Here is a 16,307-nt window from a genome sequence, read left to right as displayed (position 1 = left end):
GCGGCCGGGCGGTGCTGCTGGCGCAGCACGTCACGCACGCGCCTACGGCGTGTCGCGTTCCTTCAATATGGCCTCAAGTTCCTGGCGCACCTGCGCCAGAAGCTGATCGGTCTTGCGCGTGCTGTCGCCGGCATACGCCAGCGTCAGCAGCGTGAGCGGATGCACGTCCATGACCTCGCACAGCGCGGTCAGCTTGTGCATGGTCGGGCTTTTCAAGTCGCGCTCCAGCGAACTCATGTAGGTGCGGCTGGACACGTCGGAGAACGCTTCCTGGCTCAAGCCACGCGCTTTCCTGATCGTCCGTATTGCCGTCGCCAATGAGTGTTTCGCTGTCACCAACTTGGTTTCCCCGTAAAAACCAAGATGACAGCCCATTGCAAACAATAGGGCTACAATCTAAAGTGTTCATTCCTGTTGGCCGAGCCGCTTTCGTTCTTTTACGGAAATCCGCAACTGCGGATTTCACCAGACCCGGGGAGTCGCATCCGTGCCTTTCCTGACCTGCATAATTCCGCTTCTGCGTTTCTGCGCATGTACGGATTCGATGGCTTGCGCCTTCGTGCTTTTCCGCCAAAGCACGCATCCGCTTCAGCGGTTCCGCGCTTCGGTGGAAAATCGTATCCGTGCATGCTCGGGTGCGTGGGGATTCGAGCCATGACCCAGCCGCTCGTCACCGCTGAACAGCGGGCGCAACTGCTCGCCGTCGGCGAGGCACGCGCCGCTGGTCGGAGCATCGACCCGATGCCGACGGTACGGCTGTTCACTCCTGACGCGCACGCCACTTGGCTGCTGGCCGCGCTCGACCCGACCGATGGCGATACGGCATGGGGTCTGATCGACCTGGGAATAGGCATGCCCGGCCTGGGCCATGTGAAGCTGTCCGATCTGGCGTCCATCGTCGGGCCGCGCAAGCAGCCGGTGATGCGCGATCGCTACTTCCAGCCGGTGCGGCTGTTGTCGGAGTACCTGCGGCTGGCTGAAGAAAACGGCTTGATCACTGACTGACCAACCCCAGTCAACAACAGCGCATTCTGACTATTTCAGTCTTACTCAAGACCCGGAAGGTCTGAATCCACACTCTTGCACCGAAGCGGTGCGCTTCTGCTGGAAACAGTCATGATCTTTGGCGCGGGCTGCTGCACGGTGCTCCATGCTGCGCACCATTTTCGTGGCGGCGCAGCCGTCGCATTCAGACGATTTCCGCAATGCCCTGGAGCGAATCAGTCTTGACACCAGCAGTTACAGCTTACCCCGATCTTGATGACGACTTGATGGCGACTCGATAGCTCTTGCACGCCGGAATCCGTGGCGACGTTCCTGCTGAACGACAGGAGGTTGCGTCATGGCTGACCCGAGCGCCGAATACTGGTATCCGACCGCTGCGTATCTCTACACGCTGCACCTCGACGGCCCCGCGCTGGCGTGGGAATACCTGCGCCGCCACCCCGACTACCGCCGCGACTGGCTGCGCCGTCGCCGTCGGCCGGAGACGGCGCACGCCTGGGGGCTTCGCCTGCTGGAAGACCCTGCCCTGGATGCGCGCGACGCGCATCCGATCTGGTTCCCGGATGCCGACACAGTGGTTCAGCTCTACCCGGATGCCGACCCGCCACCCGATGCGTTGGCCTTCGCGTTCTGGCGCATTCCCGGCCAGAAGCATCTGATCCACGATGGCAAGCGCCTGGTGGTGCTGGCACGCTGGCCGGGGTGCTGCCTGCGGCTGGTGATCGCTCCCGGCCTGGAGGATGGCATGGCCTACGCCTATGCCATCCGCGCCTGCGCCACACCTTGCGTCCGCTATCAGGCACTGGCGACCGAGCTGGACAAGCTGGCCATCGCTGGCGAGGCCTTACCCGCAGGAACGGCAAGGTCACGACCGACGCTCGCCGCATTGCTGGAGTTGAACACGCTCCAGGCGCTCGACGGCACCCTGGCGGGCGCGTCCTTGCGCGACGTGGCCGAAGGGCTGTTCGGCGCCGATGCCGTCGCCGCCGACTGGCACGCGGACAGCGCCTTGCGCGCCCGCGTTCGCCGGCTGGTGCGCCGGGGCGATGCGCTGATGCGCGGCGGCTATCGCCGCCTGGCACAGCTTCCGTCCGTTGCACAGGGACGCGCTGCATCCCCTGCAAAACGTCCCTGAGCAGGAAGCCTTGCTTTCTTGAGACTGCCTCCATCCGGTCGCGCTGTGTGGCCGGGCTTTGCCGACCGATGGAGGTTCACACCATGCGACCCGCACCCTTGCGGCCTGCCGCCGCTGCTGTCGCTGCGCCCGCGCAGCCCCAACGCTACCTGACCAACGACGAAGCCGCCGAGTATCTGCGCCTGTCGCCGCGCACGCTCGAAAAGCAGCGCGTGATCGGCGGCGGCCCGAAGTTCCGCAAGTTCGGCCGCCGCGTCATGTACGCGGTGGCCGACCTCGATGCCTGGGCCGACCAGCGCAGCTACGAGGCCACGTCCGATCCGGAATACGCCGAACGCCACGCGGGCGACTACCGTGATGGCCGCTGATCGTTGGCTTGCCGGTGGCTGCCGTCATGTCCAGCCCACGGCAGGAGCGCGAACAGCTCGATCTGTTCCGTGCCTTGCCCGGCGACATGGCACCGCGCGACAGCCAGGACTTGATGGCCTTTCCGTTCTTCTCACTGGCGAAGTCGCGGCGCACGGCGCCGATCGACTTTCGCAGCGGGAACATCACCATCCGCGTGGAAGGCACGGCCGAGCACGGCATCGCCACGATATGGGATGCCGACGTGTTGATATGGGCGGCCTCGCAGATCGTGGAAGCGCGCGACGCGGGCATACGCCCGTCGCGCTGGATACGCGCCACGCCTTACGAGATTTTGCGCTTCATTGGACGAGGAACATCCCTCAACGACTACCTGCGCCTGAAGGCCGCGCTGGATCGCCTGCAATCGACCAGCGTGGCCACGTCCATCCGCGAAACCACGGGAAGGCGCTTGCATCGCTTCTCGTGGATCAACGAGTGGAAGGAACTGGCCGACGCCAGCGGCGTGCCGCTGGGCCTCGAATTGATCCTGCCGGACTGGTTCTACGCGGGCGTGGTGGACGCCGCCCTGGTGCTGACCATCGACCCCGCGTACTTCCGCCTCAAAGGCGGCATCGAACGCTGGCTGTACCGCCTCGTGCGCAAGCACGGCGGCAAGCAGCCGGACGGCTGGCAGTTCGACTTCCGGCACCTGCACCGCAAGTCGGGCAGCGCGGCACGCTTCTCGGACTTCGCCTACGACCTGCGCGTCCTGGTGGCGCGGCAGTCGTTGCCCGGCTACGTCCTCGGCATCGAGGCGATGCCGGACGAAGGATTGGAACTGCTGACCTTCCGGCCCGTGCTGCATACGGCACGGGGATAACTGCGGTAAAGCCTGTGGACGGCCTCGTGCTATCAGGAGTACCGGGTATCGTGCTATCAGGAGTACGCCTATCGTGCTATCAGGAGTACGAAAACGCCGGAAAGCCAATAACGGCGCGGGTTTGCGTCCCCTCTAACTTACCTAACTATAAATCTCTAACTTTTGGTAGAAGCGCGCCGATTCAGTGGACAACCACCGAACGGCACGGCGAACAGCGTTTCGCACGACAGGCAAAGCCTGGCTTTCCAGCGTGGAGGGCCATGCAATGATCGTCGCCTTGCTCAACCAGAAAGGCGGCGTCGGCAAGACCACGCTCGCCACGCACATCGCCGGCGAACTGGCGATGCGCGGGCAGTCGGTCATCCTGCTGGATGCTGACCCGCAAGGTTCATCGCTGGACTGGACGCAGCGCAGAAGCCAGCAAGGCTTGCCGCGGCTGTTCAGCGCCGTGGGCTTGGCCCGCGAAACGCTGCACCAGGAAGCGCCAGAACTCGCCCGCCGCGCAGATCACGTCATCATCGACGGGCCGCCGCGCATCGCCGCCTTGGCGCGCTCCGCGCTGCTGGCGGCCGAGCGCGTGCTGATTCCCGTGCAGCCCAGCCCGTATGACCTTTGGGCCAGCGCCGAGATGGTGGCGCTGATCCGCGAGGCGCAAGTCTTTCGGCCTGCGCTGCGCGCGGCCTTCGTCATCAACCGCCGCGTCAGCACCACGGTGATCGGTCGGGAGGCGCGGCAGTCGCTGGCCGAACAGCCGCTGCCGGCGCTGCGCGCCGAAGTGCGCCAGCGCATCGTCTTCGCCGACAGCGTGGCCGCCGGTCGGCTCGCACGCGAGACGGCGCCCGACAGCGCCGCCGCGCGCGAGATCGCCGCGCTGGTGGACGAACTGCTGCGGTGGCCGACATGACAGCGAAGCCACCACCACCGAACAGCAAACGCACGGCCAAGCGCGTCGGCATCGGCGCACGTCCGCCCGCGAATCCGCACGCCGAGGCGTGGATTCGCCAGGGCGATGCCGATGCGCTGAACAAGGGCGACCTCTACACCGCACGCCTGACCCTCGACGTGACGCCCGCGCTGCGCGCGCGCATCAAGATCGCCGCCTTCGGCCAAGCCGTGACCGTGGCCGAATTGCTGCGCGGCCTGCTGGAGCGGGAGTTTCCCGAGAACCGCATGGAGAACCTGCCATGAACGCATCCATCACGCCTGCCGCTCACGCGGCGACGGCTGCACCGGCTACCGTGCCGCCGCCTTCGCTTTCGACGCTCGCTGGCCAAGCTGGGAGCGTGCCCCTGACTCGCGTATCGCTCGCCTACATCGAGCCGCGCTTCAAGCTCTACCTGCGCTTCGGCGAACCGGCGCGCACGCTCCAGCTCGACCGCTGGCGGCGCTGCGCGGTGTTCTTGCCAAACGCGGTTCTGTGTCGCATCCGCTGGCAGGCCAACGACTACGGCACGATCCGCTGGCAGCTCATGGTGATGCAAGCCGCCACGCCGCTCGATACCGTGCAGCGCATCCCCGGCGTGCGGCCCGGCGCACGCCTGCTGCTGCACGCCGAAGGCGAGAACGCGGTGCGTGCCGTGCTGGAACGCATCGACGGCATCGACGCGCAGGGCATCGCCGCCATCGACGTGTCGCCTGCGTACTGGCGCACGCTGGGCAACCGTCTGGCGTCCCGCCTGGCGCTGCCTGAATACACCGCCGAGCGGCACGCCGCCTGGCTGACCGGGAGGGCGCTGCCATGACCGCTCATTCCACCACCGCACGCACGCCCGAAGCCGCGCCGCATCCTCGCTCGCGCCTGCGCGCTCGCATTGTGCTGGCGGGCTTCGCCGCGGTCGGCCTCGCTGCGCTGGCCTGGGCGGCTTTCGTGCAGCCGCTGCCGCGCCTGATCTACAACCCGTCCGACAGCGTTCCGGTCGGCTGGTATCACGTGCAGCCGCTTGACCATCGGGCCGCCTCGCTGCCGGTCGGCAGCATCGTCCTGACCCGATTGCCTGCCAACGCTGCCGCGCTCGCTGCGCAGCGCGGCTACCTGCCTGCTCACGTTCCGCTGCTCAAACGTGTGGGCGCGGTCGCGCCGCAACACGTCTGCATCGTCGCCGGTCAGGTTCGCATCGACGGCGTGCCTTCGGCCGCCGTGCTGCCTGCCGACCGGCTGGGCCGGCCGTTGCCATCCTGGCCGCAATGCCGCCGCCTTGCGCCTGGCGAACTGCTCCTGTTGAGCGTGACCAATCCGGCGTCGTTCGACAGCCGCTACTTCGGCCCGGTCAGCGCATCCTCTGTGATCGGCGTCGCGCATCCGGTCTGGCTGGAGACACGCCCATGATGGCTGCCGATTCGCTGCACGGTGCCGTGCCTCTCATCGTGCCATCGGGCATGTCGTTCCGGCCGCCACCGCCGTGTCGTCGCGCGTGCAGTGCGTGTGCATTCGCACCGCACCTCGCGATGCATTCGGCGCAGCCGTCCAACGTGCAGGCGTCTTGCCTCGAACGCGCCCGGCCTGCGGCCACTGGCGCGTTCCCCGGCGTGCTGGCTGCGAGCAGCGCAGCGCCGCCGGGCCGCCGACGCCCGAAGCGACAGCGAAGGGCAAAGGCGGAAGGCAAGACAAAAGGACACGGCACCGGGCCGCGTCGAAAGCCTGTCTGCACATGGGGGTGGCGCGGCACGGAGTGGCTTCGCCCCCGTGCCGCGTGGGGCGCGAGGTTCGCGCCAATGCAGGCATGTCCGCGTGCTTCGCACGACAGAGCACGCCAGAGCTTGCAGGGAGCGCAGCCATGACCGACCGCCGCGACGACGATTTCCGCGTGCGCCCCAGCGCCCCAAAGAACCGGGGCAAGGGCCAGGGGCAGAGCTTCGTTTCCACGGTGCTCAAGCAAGCGGGCAAGGCCAGCGGCGGCAAGTCCTCGATGCGCCACTCCGCAGCCGGTGGCAGCGACGCACGCGCCGGCCAGCGTCCCGGCTCGCGCCTGGGGCGCGGCCATACGGCAGCACGCTTCGCCGGCGCGAAGCTGACCCCCATGTCGCGGCGCGTGACCATCAAGACGCTGCTGGTCAACCAGCGCAACGCCAGCCCGCAATCGCTCGCCAAGCACCTGCGCTACATCGAGCGCGACGGCACCGGCCGTGATGGCGAGCCGGGCCGGGCCTACGGGCCGCAGACCGACGAAGCCGACCTTGATGTCTTCAAGGAGCAGGCCGCCGACGACCGGCACCATTTCCGCTTCATCGTCTCCCCGGAGGACGGCGCCGAGCTGGACGACCTGCGCACCTACACCCGGCATCTGGTGAACCGGATGGAAGCCGACCTGGGGACGCGGCTGGATTGGGTGGCGGTGGATCACTGGAACACCGACAACCCGCACACCCACCTGATCGTGCGCGGGCGCGACGACACCGGCAAAGACCTCATCATCGCCGGCGACTACATCGCCCACGGCTTCCGCCATCGCGCCGCCGAGCTGGCGACGGAATGGCTGGGGCCGCGCACCGAACTGGAGATCCAGCAGACCTTGCAGCGCGAGGTGGAGCAAGAGCGGTGGACGAGCCTGGATCGCACCCTGCAACGCGAGGCCGGCGAAGACGGCAGAGTACAGATCGAACGCTTCAACGAACCCCGGCTGCAACGCCAGCGCCTGCTGCTGATCGGCCGCCTGCAACGCTTGCAGCGCCTGGGCCTGGCCGACGAGACGCAGCCCGGCACCTGGGCGGTTCACGCCGATACCGAGAAGACCTTGCGCGCCCTGGGCGAGCGTGGCGACATCATTCGCACGATGCAGCGGGCCATGAGTGGCCAGCCGCGCGAGTTGGCGGTGTTCGAGCCGGGCGACGACGGGCGAACCATTATCGGTCGCGTGGCTGCGAAGGGGCTGGCCGACGAGCTGCACGACCGGGGCTATCTGGTCATCGACGGCATTGACGGCAAGGCTCACTACGTTGCCTTGAACGCCCGCGACGAACTGGCGAGCTATCCCACCGGCGCGGTGGTGGAGGTGCGCGGTTCCGCCGAGGTGCGGGCGGCCGACAAGAACATCGCCACGCTGGCGAGCGATGGCCTGTACCGCACCGATCACCACCTGGCGATCGAGCAAGGCCGAGCCAAGCCCGGCCGCGACCCGCAAGAAGTCGTCCCGGCCCACGTCCGCCGGCTGGAAGCCCTGCGCCGGGCCGGCATCGTCGAGCGCGTGGCCGAAGGGCTGTGGAAGGTGCCGGACGATCTGCCCGAGCAGGGCCGCCAGTACGACGCGCAGCGCCTGGGCGGTGTCGCCGTGGAACTGAAATCGCACCTGCCCATCGAGCGGCAGGCCCGCGTCATCGGCGCGACCTGGCTGGATCAGCAGTTGATCGGCGGTGGTCGAGGGCTGGGGGACCTGGGCTTTGGAGGCGACGCCAAGCAGGCCATGCAGCAGCGCGCCGACTTCCTCGAAGAACAGGGGCTGGCGCAGCGGCGCGGGCAGCGGGTCATCCTGGCGCGCAACCTGCTGGACACGCTGCGCAACCGGGAACTGGCGCAGGCCGCCAAGGACATCGCCGCCGAAACCGGCCTGGAACATCGCCCGGTAGCCGACGGGCAGCGCGCCGCCGGCATCTACCGGCGCTCGGTCATGCTCGCCAGCGGGCGCTACGCGATGCTCGATGACGGCATGGGATTCAGCTTGGTGCCGTGGCGGCCAGTGATTGAACAGCGGCTGGGGCAGCAGATCGCTGCGACGGTGTGGGGTGGCGGGGTGTCATGGGAGATTGGACGACAGCGTGGCCCGCAACTTTAAGTGTGAATCTCCCCTTATTGTTGCGGAACGGGCGCCAATTTCTCCCTATATTCACGGGGTGAGCATTTCATGATGCGCTTGAAAGCATGGCTAAACGCACTGTCGGAGTCATACCCCAACTTCTGCGCTATCGAGGAAATGGTGGTGTGGTTGGCTTTCAGGGATCGTGTGGCTAGCTGCATACGCCAGCGTGAGACGTACTCCAAAGGAGCAATGCCGGCCTTCTGCTTGAACCGCAAGGCAAGAGTCGAGCGAGAAACACCCGCTACTTTGGCGAGCTCTTCGACCGTCCAAGAGCGGGCTGGATCGGTATGGATGGCCTGGATAACTGCCCCGATGCGTGGGTCGGATATAGCCAGCAACCAGCTTGGCGTACTGTTTCCTTCCTGGGTCAGATAAATCCGAAGAACCTGCACCAACATGATATGGCCTAGATGTTGAACCACAATCGCATTGCCTGGAGATGGATTAGCAAGTTCATGGGCAAGGTGCTGTAAGGCCCAATTCAGCACGGAGGCTTGATCTGAACCTCTTTTGATGACTGCGACAGGAGGTAGTCCCTCGAATAGAAGGCCAGCTTCCTCACCGAAGGCAAAGCGTCCCCCGATCAGGAAAAACGCATCGGCGGTTCCACAACGGGCGACACCGTTGATCGCATGGCAGTAAATCTCATCCGAATGGATAGCGGGCAACGCCAGATCGCTGCGAAGTGAGAACGCACGTTTGCGCGACAGCAGAAAACAATCTCCAGCCGTCAGTTGGATAGGTTGTTCCACGCCCTCCACCGTCAGCCAACACGTCCTTCAACGATCGCATTGAACTTGATGCCATCGGGCGGCGGAAAGTCGATGGCCCAGTCTCCACCCGCCTTCAACCTGCGAAGACGGAGCTTTGAGTGTTCAAAAGGGAGAGAACTTCAGATAGTGGATCCATGTAGCGCATCGGACGATCTCGACAGAGAATTGGAGTTTGCTGCATTCACAGTCCTAAGTCTAGCCTGGACAATGCTGGGTATGGGCTTACCCCGATTCCACGTCAGGTTCACAAGGACACTCCATGACCAGCAAACAGTCTCCTATCCACTCCGGTTTCGGAGCGACAACCACCGCAGCAGAGACGCTTGTAGGGCGCGACCTATCCAACACCACTGTCGTTGTCACTGCAGGTCATTCCGGCCTAGGCCTAGAGACAACACGAGCATTGGCGAATGCCGGTGCGCGGGTCATTGTCGCTGCGCGTGATGTAGAAGTTGCTCGTGCAAAGACCAGCGAAATCTCCGGCGCCGAAGTCGAGGGGCTGGATCTTTCCAGCCTTGCCAGCGTGCATGACTTCGCGAGACGCTTCCTGGCAACCGGCCGGCATATCGACATCTTAATTGGCAACGCGGGCATCATGGCTTGCCCTGAAACCCGTGTGGGACAAGGTTGGGAAGCGCAGTTTGCCACCAATCACCTTGGGCATTATGTTCTGGTAAATCTGCTCTGGCCGGCACTCAAGGGTGGCGCCAGGGTGGTGGCCGTGTCGTCAGCCGGGCACCACCAATCCGGCATCCGCTGGGATGACGTGCAATTCAAGCACAGTTACGACAAGTGGCTGGCCTATGGGCAGTCGAAGACGGCCAATGCATTGTTTGCTGTCCATTTGGATCGTCTCGGTCAGAATGAAGGCGTGAGGGCTTTCTCCCTTCATCCTGGGAAGATTTTTACGCCACTGCAACGCCATCTGTCGCAGGAAGAAATGATTGCTGCCGGCTGGCTCGACACCAGTGGCAATCCCGCAGACCCAACGTTCAAGACAACGCAGCAAGGCGCCGCGACCCAGGTTTGGGCCGCAACATCTCCCCAACTGGAAGGCATGGGCGGCCTTTACTGCGAAGACTGTGACATTGCCAGTCTTGCTTCCGGTGACGACGATTCATTCGTCGGCGTGCGCGAGTACGCGATCGACCCTGAACAAGCACAGCGTCTTTGGGCGCTTTCGGCAGAACTTACCGGCATTGATGCTTTATCGGCGCAAAGTTCGGCTTAGTTCGGATCTGAAAATATACGAATCCGTTCGAATCCCAATGGGGCAATCTACTTGCTTGCCGAACGGAATGTGCTCATTCACTAGATGCCGAGATCGGTTCAAGGTCGTCCACAATGAAGGGAAACAATATCGCAATATGCGGCATGTTCTTCATGCTGGGATTGTGCTTCGGAAGCTGGAGTTCACGAGTCGCAACGATAAAGGACGAGCTTTCGCTGTCCGATGGCGTACTCGGAAGCACACTGTTCGCCATGTCAGCCGGCCTGGTGCTTTCATTGCCGGCAGCGGGGTGGGCTATTGCAAAGCTAGGAAGCAGGGTTATCGGAGTGGCGGCCATTATTGCCAATGCCGTTCTGTTGGCCCTCATTCCCTTTGCCATGGATGCCTACCAACTGGCGATTCTGTTGTTCGTCTTTGGGTTTTCCTATAGCGCAGTCAACGTATCGAACAATACACAGGCGAGTCTATCGGAGGTCATCAGCGGGAAAACGAAACTACCATTTTTCCACGGAATATGGGGACTGGCCGGATTCGTCGGCGCAGGAATTGGTACGTTAATGATTGGCCAAGATATTGCCTTGCCTCTGCATTTCGGAGTGATATCGTTCATTGCATTGATATCCGCACTGGCGTGCTGGCGGTTCCTGCACGACAAGCCGAGCCTAGAACAATCCGGTAAGGCGTTCGCAATACCGGATAAATCTCTGATCAACTACGGCCTGATCACCTTCTGCTCCATGGCCTGCGAAGGCATCATGTACGACTGGAGTGTCGTTTACTTTCAAGATGTCGTTTCACCCGAGCGAAAGTTTGTCGGTCTTGGATTCACTGTGTTCATGGGGGCAATGACCATTGGCAGGCTTGCACTGAACCGGTTCGTGGACCGATTCGGCATAAGAAGAACTTTGCAATGGAGCGGGATACTTACGTTGATTGGCATGGCGATGACGGTGCTGCATCCCAGCCTGCTGTCGTCGATTGTCGGTTTCTGTCTTGTTGGATTCGGTATCGGAGCTGTCATTCCGTTGGTAGCAAGTGCTGCCGCGAAATCTTCAACCATGGCACCAAGCTCCGCCATAGCTTCTGTTCTGACAATTGGGTTCCTTGGCCTGCTTATCGGGCCACCATTGATCGGATTTCTATCCGATGCATTTGGACTTCGATATGCATTTCTGCTCTGCGTGCTAATGGCATTCGGAATAATTTACCGGGCAAGTAAGATATCAGATCAATCGCCATAACTTACTGCTGAAATTTAGTCATCCGAAGCAACGGGGTAAAAACAGTGCGAGCGAGGAATGTGAGACATGGAGTTGCGTCATCTTCGTTGCTTTCTAGCGGTGGCCGAAGAACTGCACTTTGCCCGTGCCGCCGAGCGGTTGCACATCGAGCAGTCGCCGTTGTCGCGGGCCATCAAGGAACTGGAGGAAGAACTGGGCGTGGTGCTGTTCGCCCGCACCACACGCAGGACGCAGCTGACACGCGCGGGCAAGCTGTTCCTGGATCATGTGCCGCGCGTCTTCGCCGCTTTGCAGCAGGCGCGCGACAGCGTGAAGGCAGCCGCCAACGGCTTCCACGGCCAGTTGCGCATTGCACTGTCCGATGGCATCACGCCGTCGCGCCTGCCAGCGCTACTGGCGCTATGCGACAAGAGGAACCGGAAGTCGAAATCCGCCTGACCGAAGTGCCGCTGGCGCAGCAGATCAAGGGGTTGCACGACGATCTATACGACGTGGGCTTTGCCCGCGCCGATGACGCCGGCGATGGCATCGTCGCCTTGCCCGTCTGGAAACGATCCGCTGACGGTGGCCGTGCCCGCGCGCCATCCCTTGCTGGCCCACAAGCGCATCCCGCTCGAAGAACTGCTGCGCTACCCGCTGGTGCTGTGCGATCAGCAGGCGTGCGAAGGCCATGCGCGGCAGGTCGAGCGCGTGCTGCGCCGCGTGGACATGGAACCGCTGGTGGCCGAGCGGGTGGCGTCCTGCGACCTGATGATGGCGCTGGTTTCGGCCGGCTTCGCCCTGGGCCTGACCGGCGCCGCGCACATTGCGGCCAGCCGAGAACAGGCGTCGTCGCGCGGCCGTTGGTCGGCCGTTCGCCGATGCTCACGACCTACCTGCTGCGCCTGGATAGCGAACCTTCGGAAACGCTGGCCCGCTTCATCGGGCGCGTACAGGCCATCGAGTCACCGGAAGACACAGGGCCAACACCGGACGACGATCCCGACTCCCTGGAGGACTCCGAACCATGAAGAAGCCCATCCCATTCTTGTTGGCTGCGATACTGACTGGCTGCGGCCCGACCGAAACGCCAGAGAACAAGAACGTGCCGACCGTTGAAGAACTGGCGTCCGATCCGCGCGCCTGAAAGAGCTGCGCCAGCAATGCAAGACTGATCGTGCCACGCTGGGCGACATGCTGTGCAACCGGGTGGCCGAAGCCACGCGCAAGCGGTTTTATGGTGACGGCGATACGCCCTACACACCGCCGAAGGAGCCGCCCAAGTTCTGATCGCGTTCGATCCGCCGCGAAACTTCCATTCTTCTGCCCGACACGCCGCAATGTGCCCTCGCTTGCGGCGTTTCTCTTTGGCGCGATGCAGGTCCAATTCTTTCCAATTACTCGACCTTTCTTCCGATAACGGTCTTTGACCGGCACCGACCCGGCACTGATCCTCGCGCTATGCGGCACGTCCTTGTGCCGCGTGTGAGCGAGGAATCAGCGCAGGAGAAATCGGAGGCCAGTCTATGCAAGGTCAGGGCGTGCTGTTCGGGCAGATCGTCGCCGTCTTCGCATCGTGATCGCCGGTGTGTGGGTGCCACGCAATGGACAGCCGCCGCCCTGGGCTATCAGCTACGCCTTGGCTCGCCCTGGTTCGACTTCTTCGGCACGCCGGTCTATTACCCTTGGCGGCTGTTCGAGTGGTGGTTCTTCTTCGACGCCTATGCGCCGCAGGTCTTCGACACCGGCGGCGCGATTGCGGGCGGCAGCGGCCTGCTGGCCGTGGTGGTCGCCATCGCCATGTCGGTGTGGCGCTCGCGACAGGCCAAGCTGGTCACGACCTACGGCTCGGCGCGCTGGGCCGATGCCGCCGACATCCGCAAGGCCGGCCTCGACCAGCCTGCCGGCATTTTCCTCGGCAAGTACCGCAACGACTATCTGCGCCATGAAGGCCCGGAACACGTCCTGACCTTCGCGCCGACGCGCTCGGGCAAGGGCGTGGGCCTGGTGGTGCCGACGTTGCTGTCCTGGCCCGCATCCGCCGTCATTCACGACATCAAGGGCGAGAACTGGCAGATCACCGCCGGCTGGCGTTCACGTTTCTCGCATTGCCTGCTGTTCAACCCGACCGATGCCAGTTCGGCGGCCTACAACCCGCTGCTGGAGGTGCGACGCGGCGCGCATGAAGTGCGCGACGTGCAGAACATCGCCGACATCCTGGTCGATCCCGAAGGCGCGCTGGAGAAGCGCAATCACTGGGAGAAGACCAGTCACGCGCTACTGGTCGGCGCGATCCTGCATGTGCTCTACGCGGGCGAGGACAAGACGCTGCGCGGCGTCGCCAACTTCCTCAGCGACCCGGCTTGCCCGTTCGAGCTGACCTTGCATCGGATGATGACGACGAGGCACCTGGGCGATGCACCGCATCCGGTTGTCGCATCCGCCGCCCGAAGTTCTCAACAAGTCGGACAACGAGCGGTCGGGCGTCTTGAGCACGGCCATGTCGTTCCTCGGCTTGTACCGTGATCCGACCGTGGCCCAAGTCACGTCACGATGCGACTGGCGCATCGCCGACCTGATTTCTGCCGAGCATCCCGTATCGCTGTACCTGGTGGTGCCGCCTTCGGACATCAGCCGCACCAAGCCGCTGATCCGGCTGATTCTCAACCAGATCGGCCGGCGGCTCACCGAATCGCTTGATGGCAGCGACGGCATCGAACGCCGCCACAAGCTGTTGCTGATGCTCGATGAGTTTCCGGCGCTGGGCCGGCTCGACTTCTTCGAGACGGCGCTTGCCTTCATGGCCGGCTACGGCATCCGCAGTTTCCTCATCGCGCAGTCGCTCAACCAGATCGACAAAGCCTACGGCCAGAACCATTCGATTTTGGACAACTGCCATGTGCGCGTGACGTTTGCGACGAACGACGAACGCACGGCCAAGCGCATTTCCGAAACGCTCGGCACGGCCACCGAACTGCGCGCGCAGCGTAACTACGCCGGCCACCGGCTCGCGCCGTGGCTCGGGCACCTGATGGTGTCGCGGCAGGAAACGGCGCGGCCGCTGCTGACGCCGGGCGAAGTGATGCAGCTTCCGCCCGATGAATCCGTGGTGATGGTGTCCAGCGTCGCGCCGATCAAGGCGAAGAAGCTGCGCTACTACGCGGACGCCAATTTCAAGCGGCGCGTGCTGCCGCCGCCCATGCTGGCGGCAGCACGCTATGCCGACGCACCACCAGCCCGCGCCGACGACTGGAGCGGCTTGGCGATCCCGGCCGTACCCGCCGCACCCGCGACGGTATCCGCTGATGCCCTGGGCGGCCCCGATGACGGCGGCCCGCGCCGCCAGCCGGAGCTGACCGAAGTCACCGAATACAGCCCCGAACCGCTGTCCGCAGGCAATGACCTGGCGCTGCTCGATGACGACGATCTGCCGCTGCCGCTTCCCGGCCAGCTCGACCCCGCGATGCAGCGCACGCCCGGCTGGCATCGCTGAACCCCAACGACGGAATCGACCTATGAGCCAATACCGACTCAACCTGTTCATCCAGCCCGAGCACGCCAAGCGCCTGGACGAATTGGCCGCCAAGAAAGGTGTCTCGAAATCCAGCATCGTCGCGGCGGCGCTGGCGTCCTGGTTGTCGCCGGACGCGGGCGACCAGCGCGAGGCAGCCATCGCCAAGCGGCTGGATCGGCTGTCGCGCCAGACCGAGCGCATGGAGCGTGACCAGAACATCCAGATCGAAACGCTGGCGCTGTTCGTCCGCTACTTCCTGACCGTCAGTACACCCGTGCCCGAGGCACATCAGGACGCCGCCCGCGCCCAGGGCAAGGCCCGCTTCGAGCAATTCGTCGAACAACTCGGCCGCCACCTGCTGCGCGGCCGCAGCCTGGTGCGGGACGTGGTGGAAGAACTGCATCCCGACCCGATGCGGATGGATGACGCGGCGGCGCTGGCCGAAGCCCAGGAGCGTGCCTCATGAGCGCCGTTCCGCAGATCCCGCCCGAGCCTCGTTCGTCGCCGCGACCTCGCTGGATCGCCGCATCCAGATGTTGCGCACGGCAATGGGGCCGCTGATCGCCGCAGCACTCGAAGACCCGGACGTGGTGGAAGTCATGCTCAACCCCGACCGCACACTATGGATCGATCGGCTGTCGTCGGGCCGTGCGCCGTTGGGCGTGGAGCTGTCCGAGGCCGATGGCGAACGCATCATCCGCCTGGTCGCTGCCCACGTCGGCGCGGAAGTGCATCGTGGCCAGCCGCTGCTGACCGCCGAGCTGCCCGAGACGGGCGAACGCTTCGAGGGCATCCTGCCACCTGCCGCACCGGGGCCGGCCTTCGCTGCGCAAGCGTGCCGTGAACATCATCGGCCTGGATCGCTACGTGGCCGACGGCATCCTGACCGCCGGCCAAGCGGACTTCCTGCGCCGCGCTGTGCGCGAGCGGCAGAACGTCCTGATCGCAGGCGGCACCAGCACCGGCAAGACCACCTTGGCGAATGCGCTGCTGGCCGAGATCGCCGCACCGGCGATCGCGTGCTGGTACTCGAAGACACCATCGAACTGCAATGCGCGGCCCGTGACCATGTACCGCTGCGCACCCGTGCGGGCGTGGTGTCGATGCAGGAGCTGGTGCGCGCCACGATGCGCCTGCGCCCAGACCGGGTGATCGTCGGCGAAGTGCGCGGCGGCGAAGCCCTCGACCTCATCAAAGTGTGGGGCACGGGACACCCCGCGGCATCGCCACGATCCACGCCGGTTCCGCGCTGGGCGCGCTGCTGCGCCTCGAACAGTTGATTCTCGAAGTTGCGGTGAATCCGCCGCGGGCGCTGATCGCCGAAGCGGTCAACGTCGTCATCCACATCGCCGGTCGTGGCCGCAAGCGCCACGTCGAAAGCATTGCTCGCCTCAATGGCTTCGACGCTGCC

14 protein-coding genes and 4 pseudogenes are annotated in these 16,307 nt (G+C 64.3%); 16 read left to right on the top strand and 2 right to left on the bottom strand.

The genetic code is table 11. The features are described from left to right. Positions 1 to 42 precede the first annotated feature (42 nt). A complete protein-coding gene (locus LU699_RS00090) occupies positions 43 to 375 on the bottom strand; it encodes a helix-turn-helix domain-containing protein (protein WP_425491643.1) in 333 nt (110 codons plus the stop codon). A gap of 279 nt (positions 376 to 654) precedes the next feature. On the opposite strand from LU699_RS00090, the gene LU699_RS00085 reads away from it, so the two are divergent. The 9 genes from LU699_RS00085 to LU699_RS00045 all read left to right on the top strand — a co-directional run bounded on the left by LU699_RS00085 (position 655) and on the right by LU699_RS00045 (position 8,134). Continuing rightward, entirely contained in the window at positions 655 to 1,005 is a 351-nt protein-coding gene (locus LU699_RS00085; RefSeq protein WP_232580396.1) for a DUF2958 domain-containing protein, read from the top strand. Positions 1,006 to 1,342: 337 nt separating this feature from the next. Next, positions 1,343 to 2,140: a DUF2285 domain-containing protein gene (locus LU699_RS00080; protein WP_232580395.1), complete on the top strand. Its 798-nt coding sequence runs from the start codon at positions 1,343 to 1,345 to the stop codon at positions 2,138 to 2,140. An 83-nt stretch (positions 2,141 to 2,223) separates the two neighbouring features. Next, entirely contained in the window at positions 2,224 to 2,508 is a 285-nt protein-coding gene (locus LU699_RS00075) for a helix-turn-helix transcriptional regulator (RefSeq protein WP_033938359.1), read from the top strand. 26 nt (positions 2,509 to 2,534) lie between these two features. Then, positions 2,535 to 3,368, top strand: a complete 834-nt coding sequence (locus tag LU699_RS00070) for a replication initiator protein A (protein ID WP_232580394.1) — start codon at positions 2,535 to 2,537, stop codon at positions 3,366 to 3,368. 265 nt (positions 3,369 to 3,633) lie between these two features. Continuing rightward, positions 3,634 to 4,272: a ParA family partition ATPase gene (parA, locus tag LU699_RS00065; protein ID WP_182060299.1), complete on the top strand. Its 639-nt coding sequence runs from the start codon at positions 3,634 to 3,636 to the stop codon at positions 4,270 to 4,272. Continuing rightward, positions 4,269 to 4,556 carry a chromosome partitioning protein ParB gene (locus LU699_RS00060; protein WP_232580570.1) on the top strand — a complete coding sequence of 96 codons (288 nt, stop codon included), beginning with the start codon at positions 4,269 to 4,271 and terminating at the stop codon, positions 4,554 to 4,556. Before parA ends, LU699_RS00060 begins: the two co-directional genes overlap by 4 nt. Beyond that, complete coding sequence (locus LU699_RS00055; RefSeq protein ID WP_232580387.1) at positions 4,553 to 5,110, top strand: DUF2840 domain-containing protein; 558 nt, start codon at positions 4,553 to 4,555, stop codon at positions 5,108 to 5,110. The genes LU699_RS00060 and LU699_RS00055 overlap by 4 nt, the downstream gene beginning before the upstream one ends. Continuing rightward, complete coding sequence (locus tag LU699_RS00050) at positions 5,107 to 5,694, top strand: S26 family signal peptidase (protein WP_232580386.1); 588 nt, start codon at positions 5,107 to 5,109, stop codon at positions 5,692 to 5,694. Before LU699_RS00055 ends, LU699_RS00050 begins: the two co-directional genes overlap by 4 nt. A 448-nt stretch (positions 5,695 to 6,142) precedes the next feature. Beyond that, positions 6,143 to 8,134 (top strand): relaxase/mobilization nuclease domain-containing protein, encoded by a 1,992-nt coding sequence (locus LU699_RS00045; protein ID WP_232580384.1) that lies wholly within the window; start codon positions 6,143 to 6,145, stop codon positions 8,132 to 8,134. A 14-nt stretch (positions 8,135 to 8,148) separates the two neighbouring features. On the opposite strand, the gene LU699_RS00040 is transcribed toward LU699_RS00045, so the two are convergent. Beyond that, on the bottom strand, positions 8,149 to 8,925 hold the full coding sequence (locus LU699_RS00040; RefSeq protein ID WP_269781366.1) for a helix-turn-helix transcriptional regulator: 777 nt from the start codon (positions 8,923 to 8,925) through the stop codon (positions 8,149 to 8,151). A gap of 265 nt (positions 8,926 to 9,190) precedes the next feature. Between LU699_RS00040 and LU699_RS00035 the strand changes: the two genes are divergently transcribed. From LU699_RS00035 to trbB, 7 genes and pseudogenes are all read left to right on the top strand, one after another. Further along, positions 9,191 to 10,162 (top strand): SDR family NAD(P)-dependent oxidoreductase, encoded by a 972-nt coding sequence (locus tag LU699_RS00035; protein ID WP_232580381.1) that lies wholly within the window; start codon positions 9,191 to 9,193, stop codon positions 10,160 to 10,162. A gap of 143 nt (positions 10,163 to 10,305) precedes the next feature. Beyond that, on the top strand, positions 10,306 to 11,403 hold the full coding sequence (locus LU699_RS00030; protein WP_232580380.1) for an MFS transporter: 1,098 nt from the start codon (positions 10,306 to 10,308) through the stop codon (positions 11,401 to 11,403). A 66-nt stretch (positions 11,404 to 11,469) separates the two neighbouring features. Next, a pseudogene (locus LU699_RS00025) lies at positions 11,470 to 12,413 on the top strand (LysR family transcriptional regulator). Next, a pseudogene (locus tag LU699_RS00020) lies at positions 12,410 to 12,672 on the top strand (EexN family lipoprotein). Before LU699_RS00025 ends, LU699_RS00020 begins: the two co-directional pseudogenes overlap by 4 nt. A 236-nt stretch (positions 12,673 to 12,908) precedes the next feature. Further along, positions 12,909 to 14,901: pseudogene (locus LU699_RS00015) on the top strand (conjugal transfer protein TraG). Next, the gene (locus LU699_RS00010) at positions 14,898 to 15,362 is read left to right on the top strand and encodes a CopG family transcriptional regulator (RefSeq protein ID WP_232580376.1); all 465 of its coding nucleotides are present in this window, start codon (positions 14,898 to 14,900) and stop codon (positions 15,360 to 15,362) included. The pseudogene LU699_RS00015 and the gene LU699_RS00010 overlap by 4 nt, the downstream one beginning before the upstream one ends. Before the next feature lie 67 nt (positions 15,363 to 15,429). Continuing rightward, positions 15,430 to 16,301: pseudogene (trbB, locus tag LU699_RS00005) on the top strand (P-type conjugative transfer ATPase TrbB); the annotation flags it as partial. Between the last annotated feature and the right edge of the window lie 6 nt (positions 16,302 to 16,307).

Source organism: Luteimonas fraxinea, from assembly GCF_021233355.1.
GTDB classification, from domain to species: Bacteria; Pseudomonadota; Gammaproteobacteria; order Xanthomonadales; family Xanthomonadaceae; genus Luteimonas; species Luteimonas fraxinea.
The sequence above is the reverse complement of the archived record's forward strand: the minus strand, read 5'-3'. Positions and strand labels throughout refer to the sequence as shown.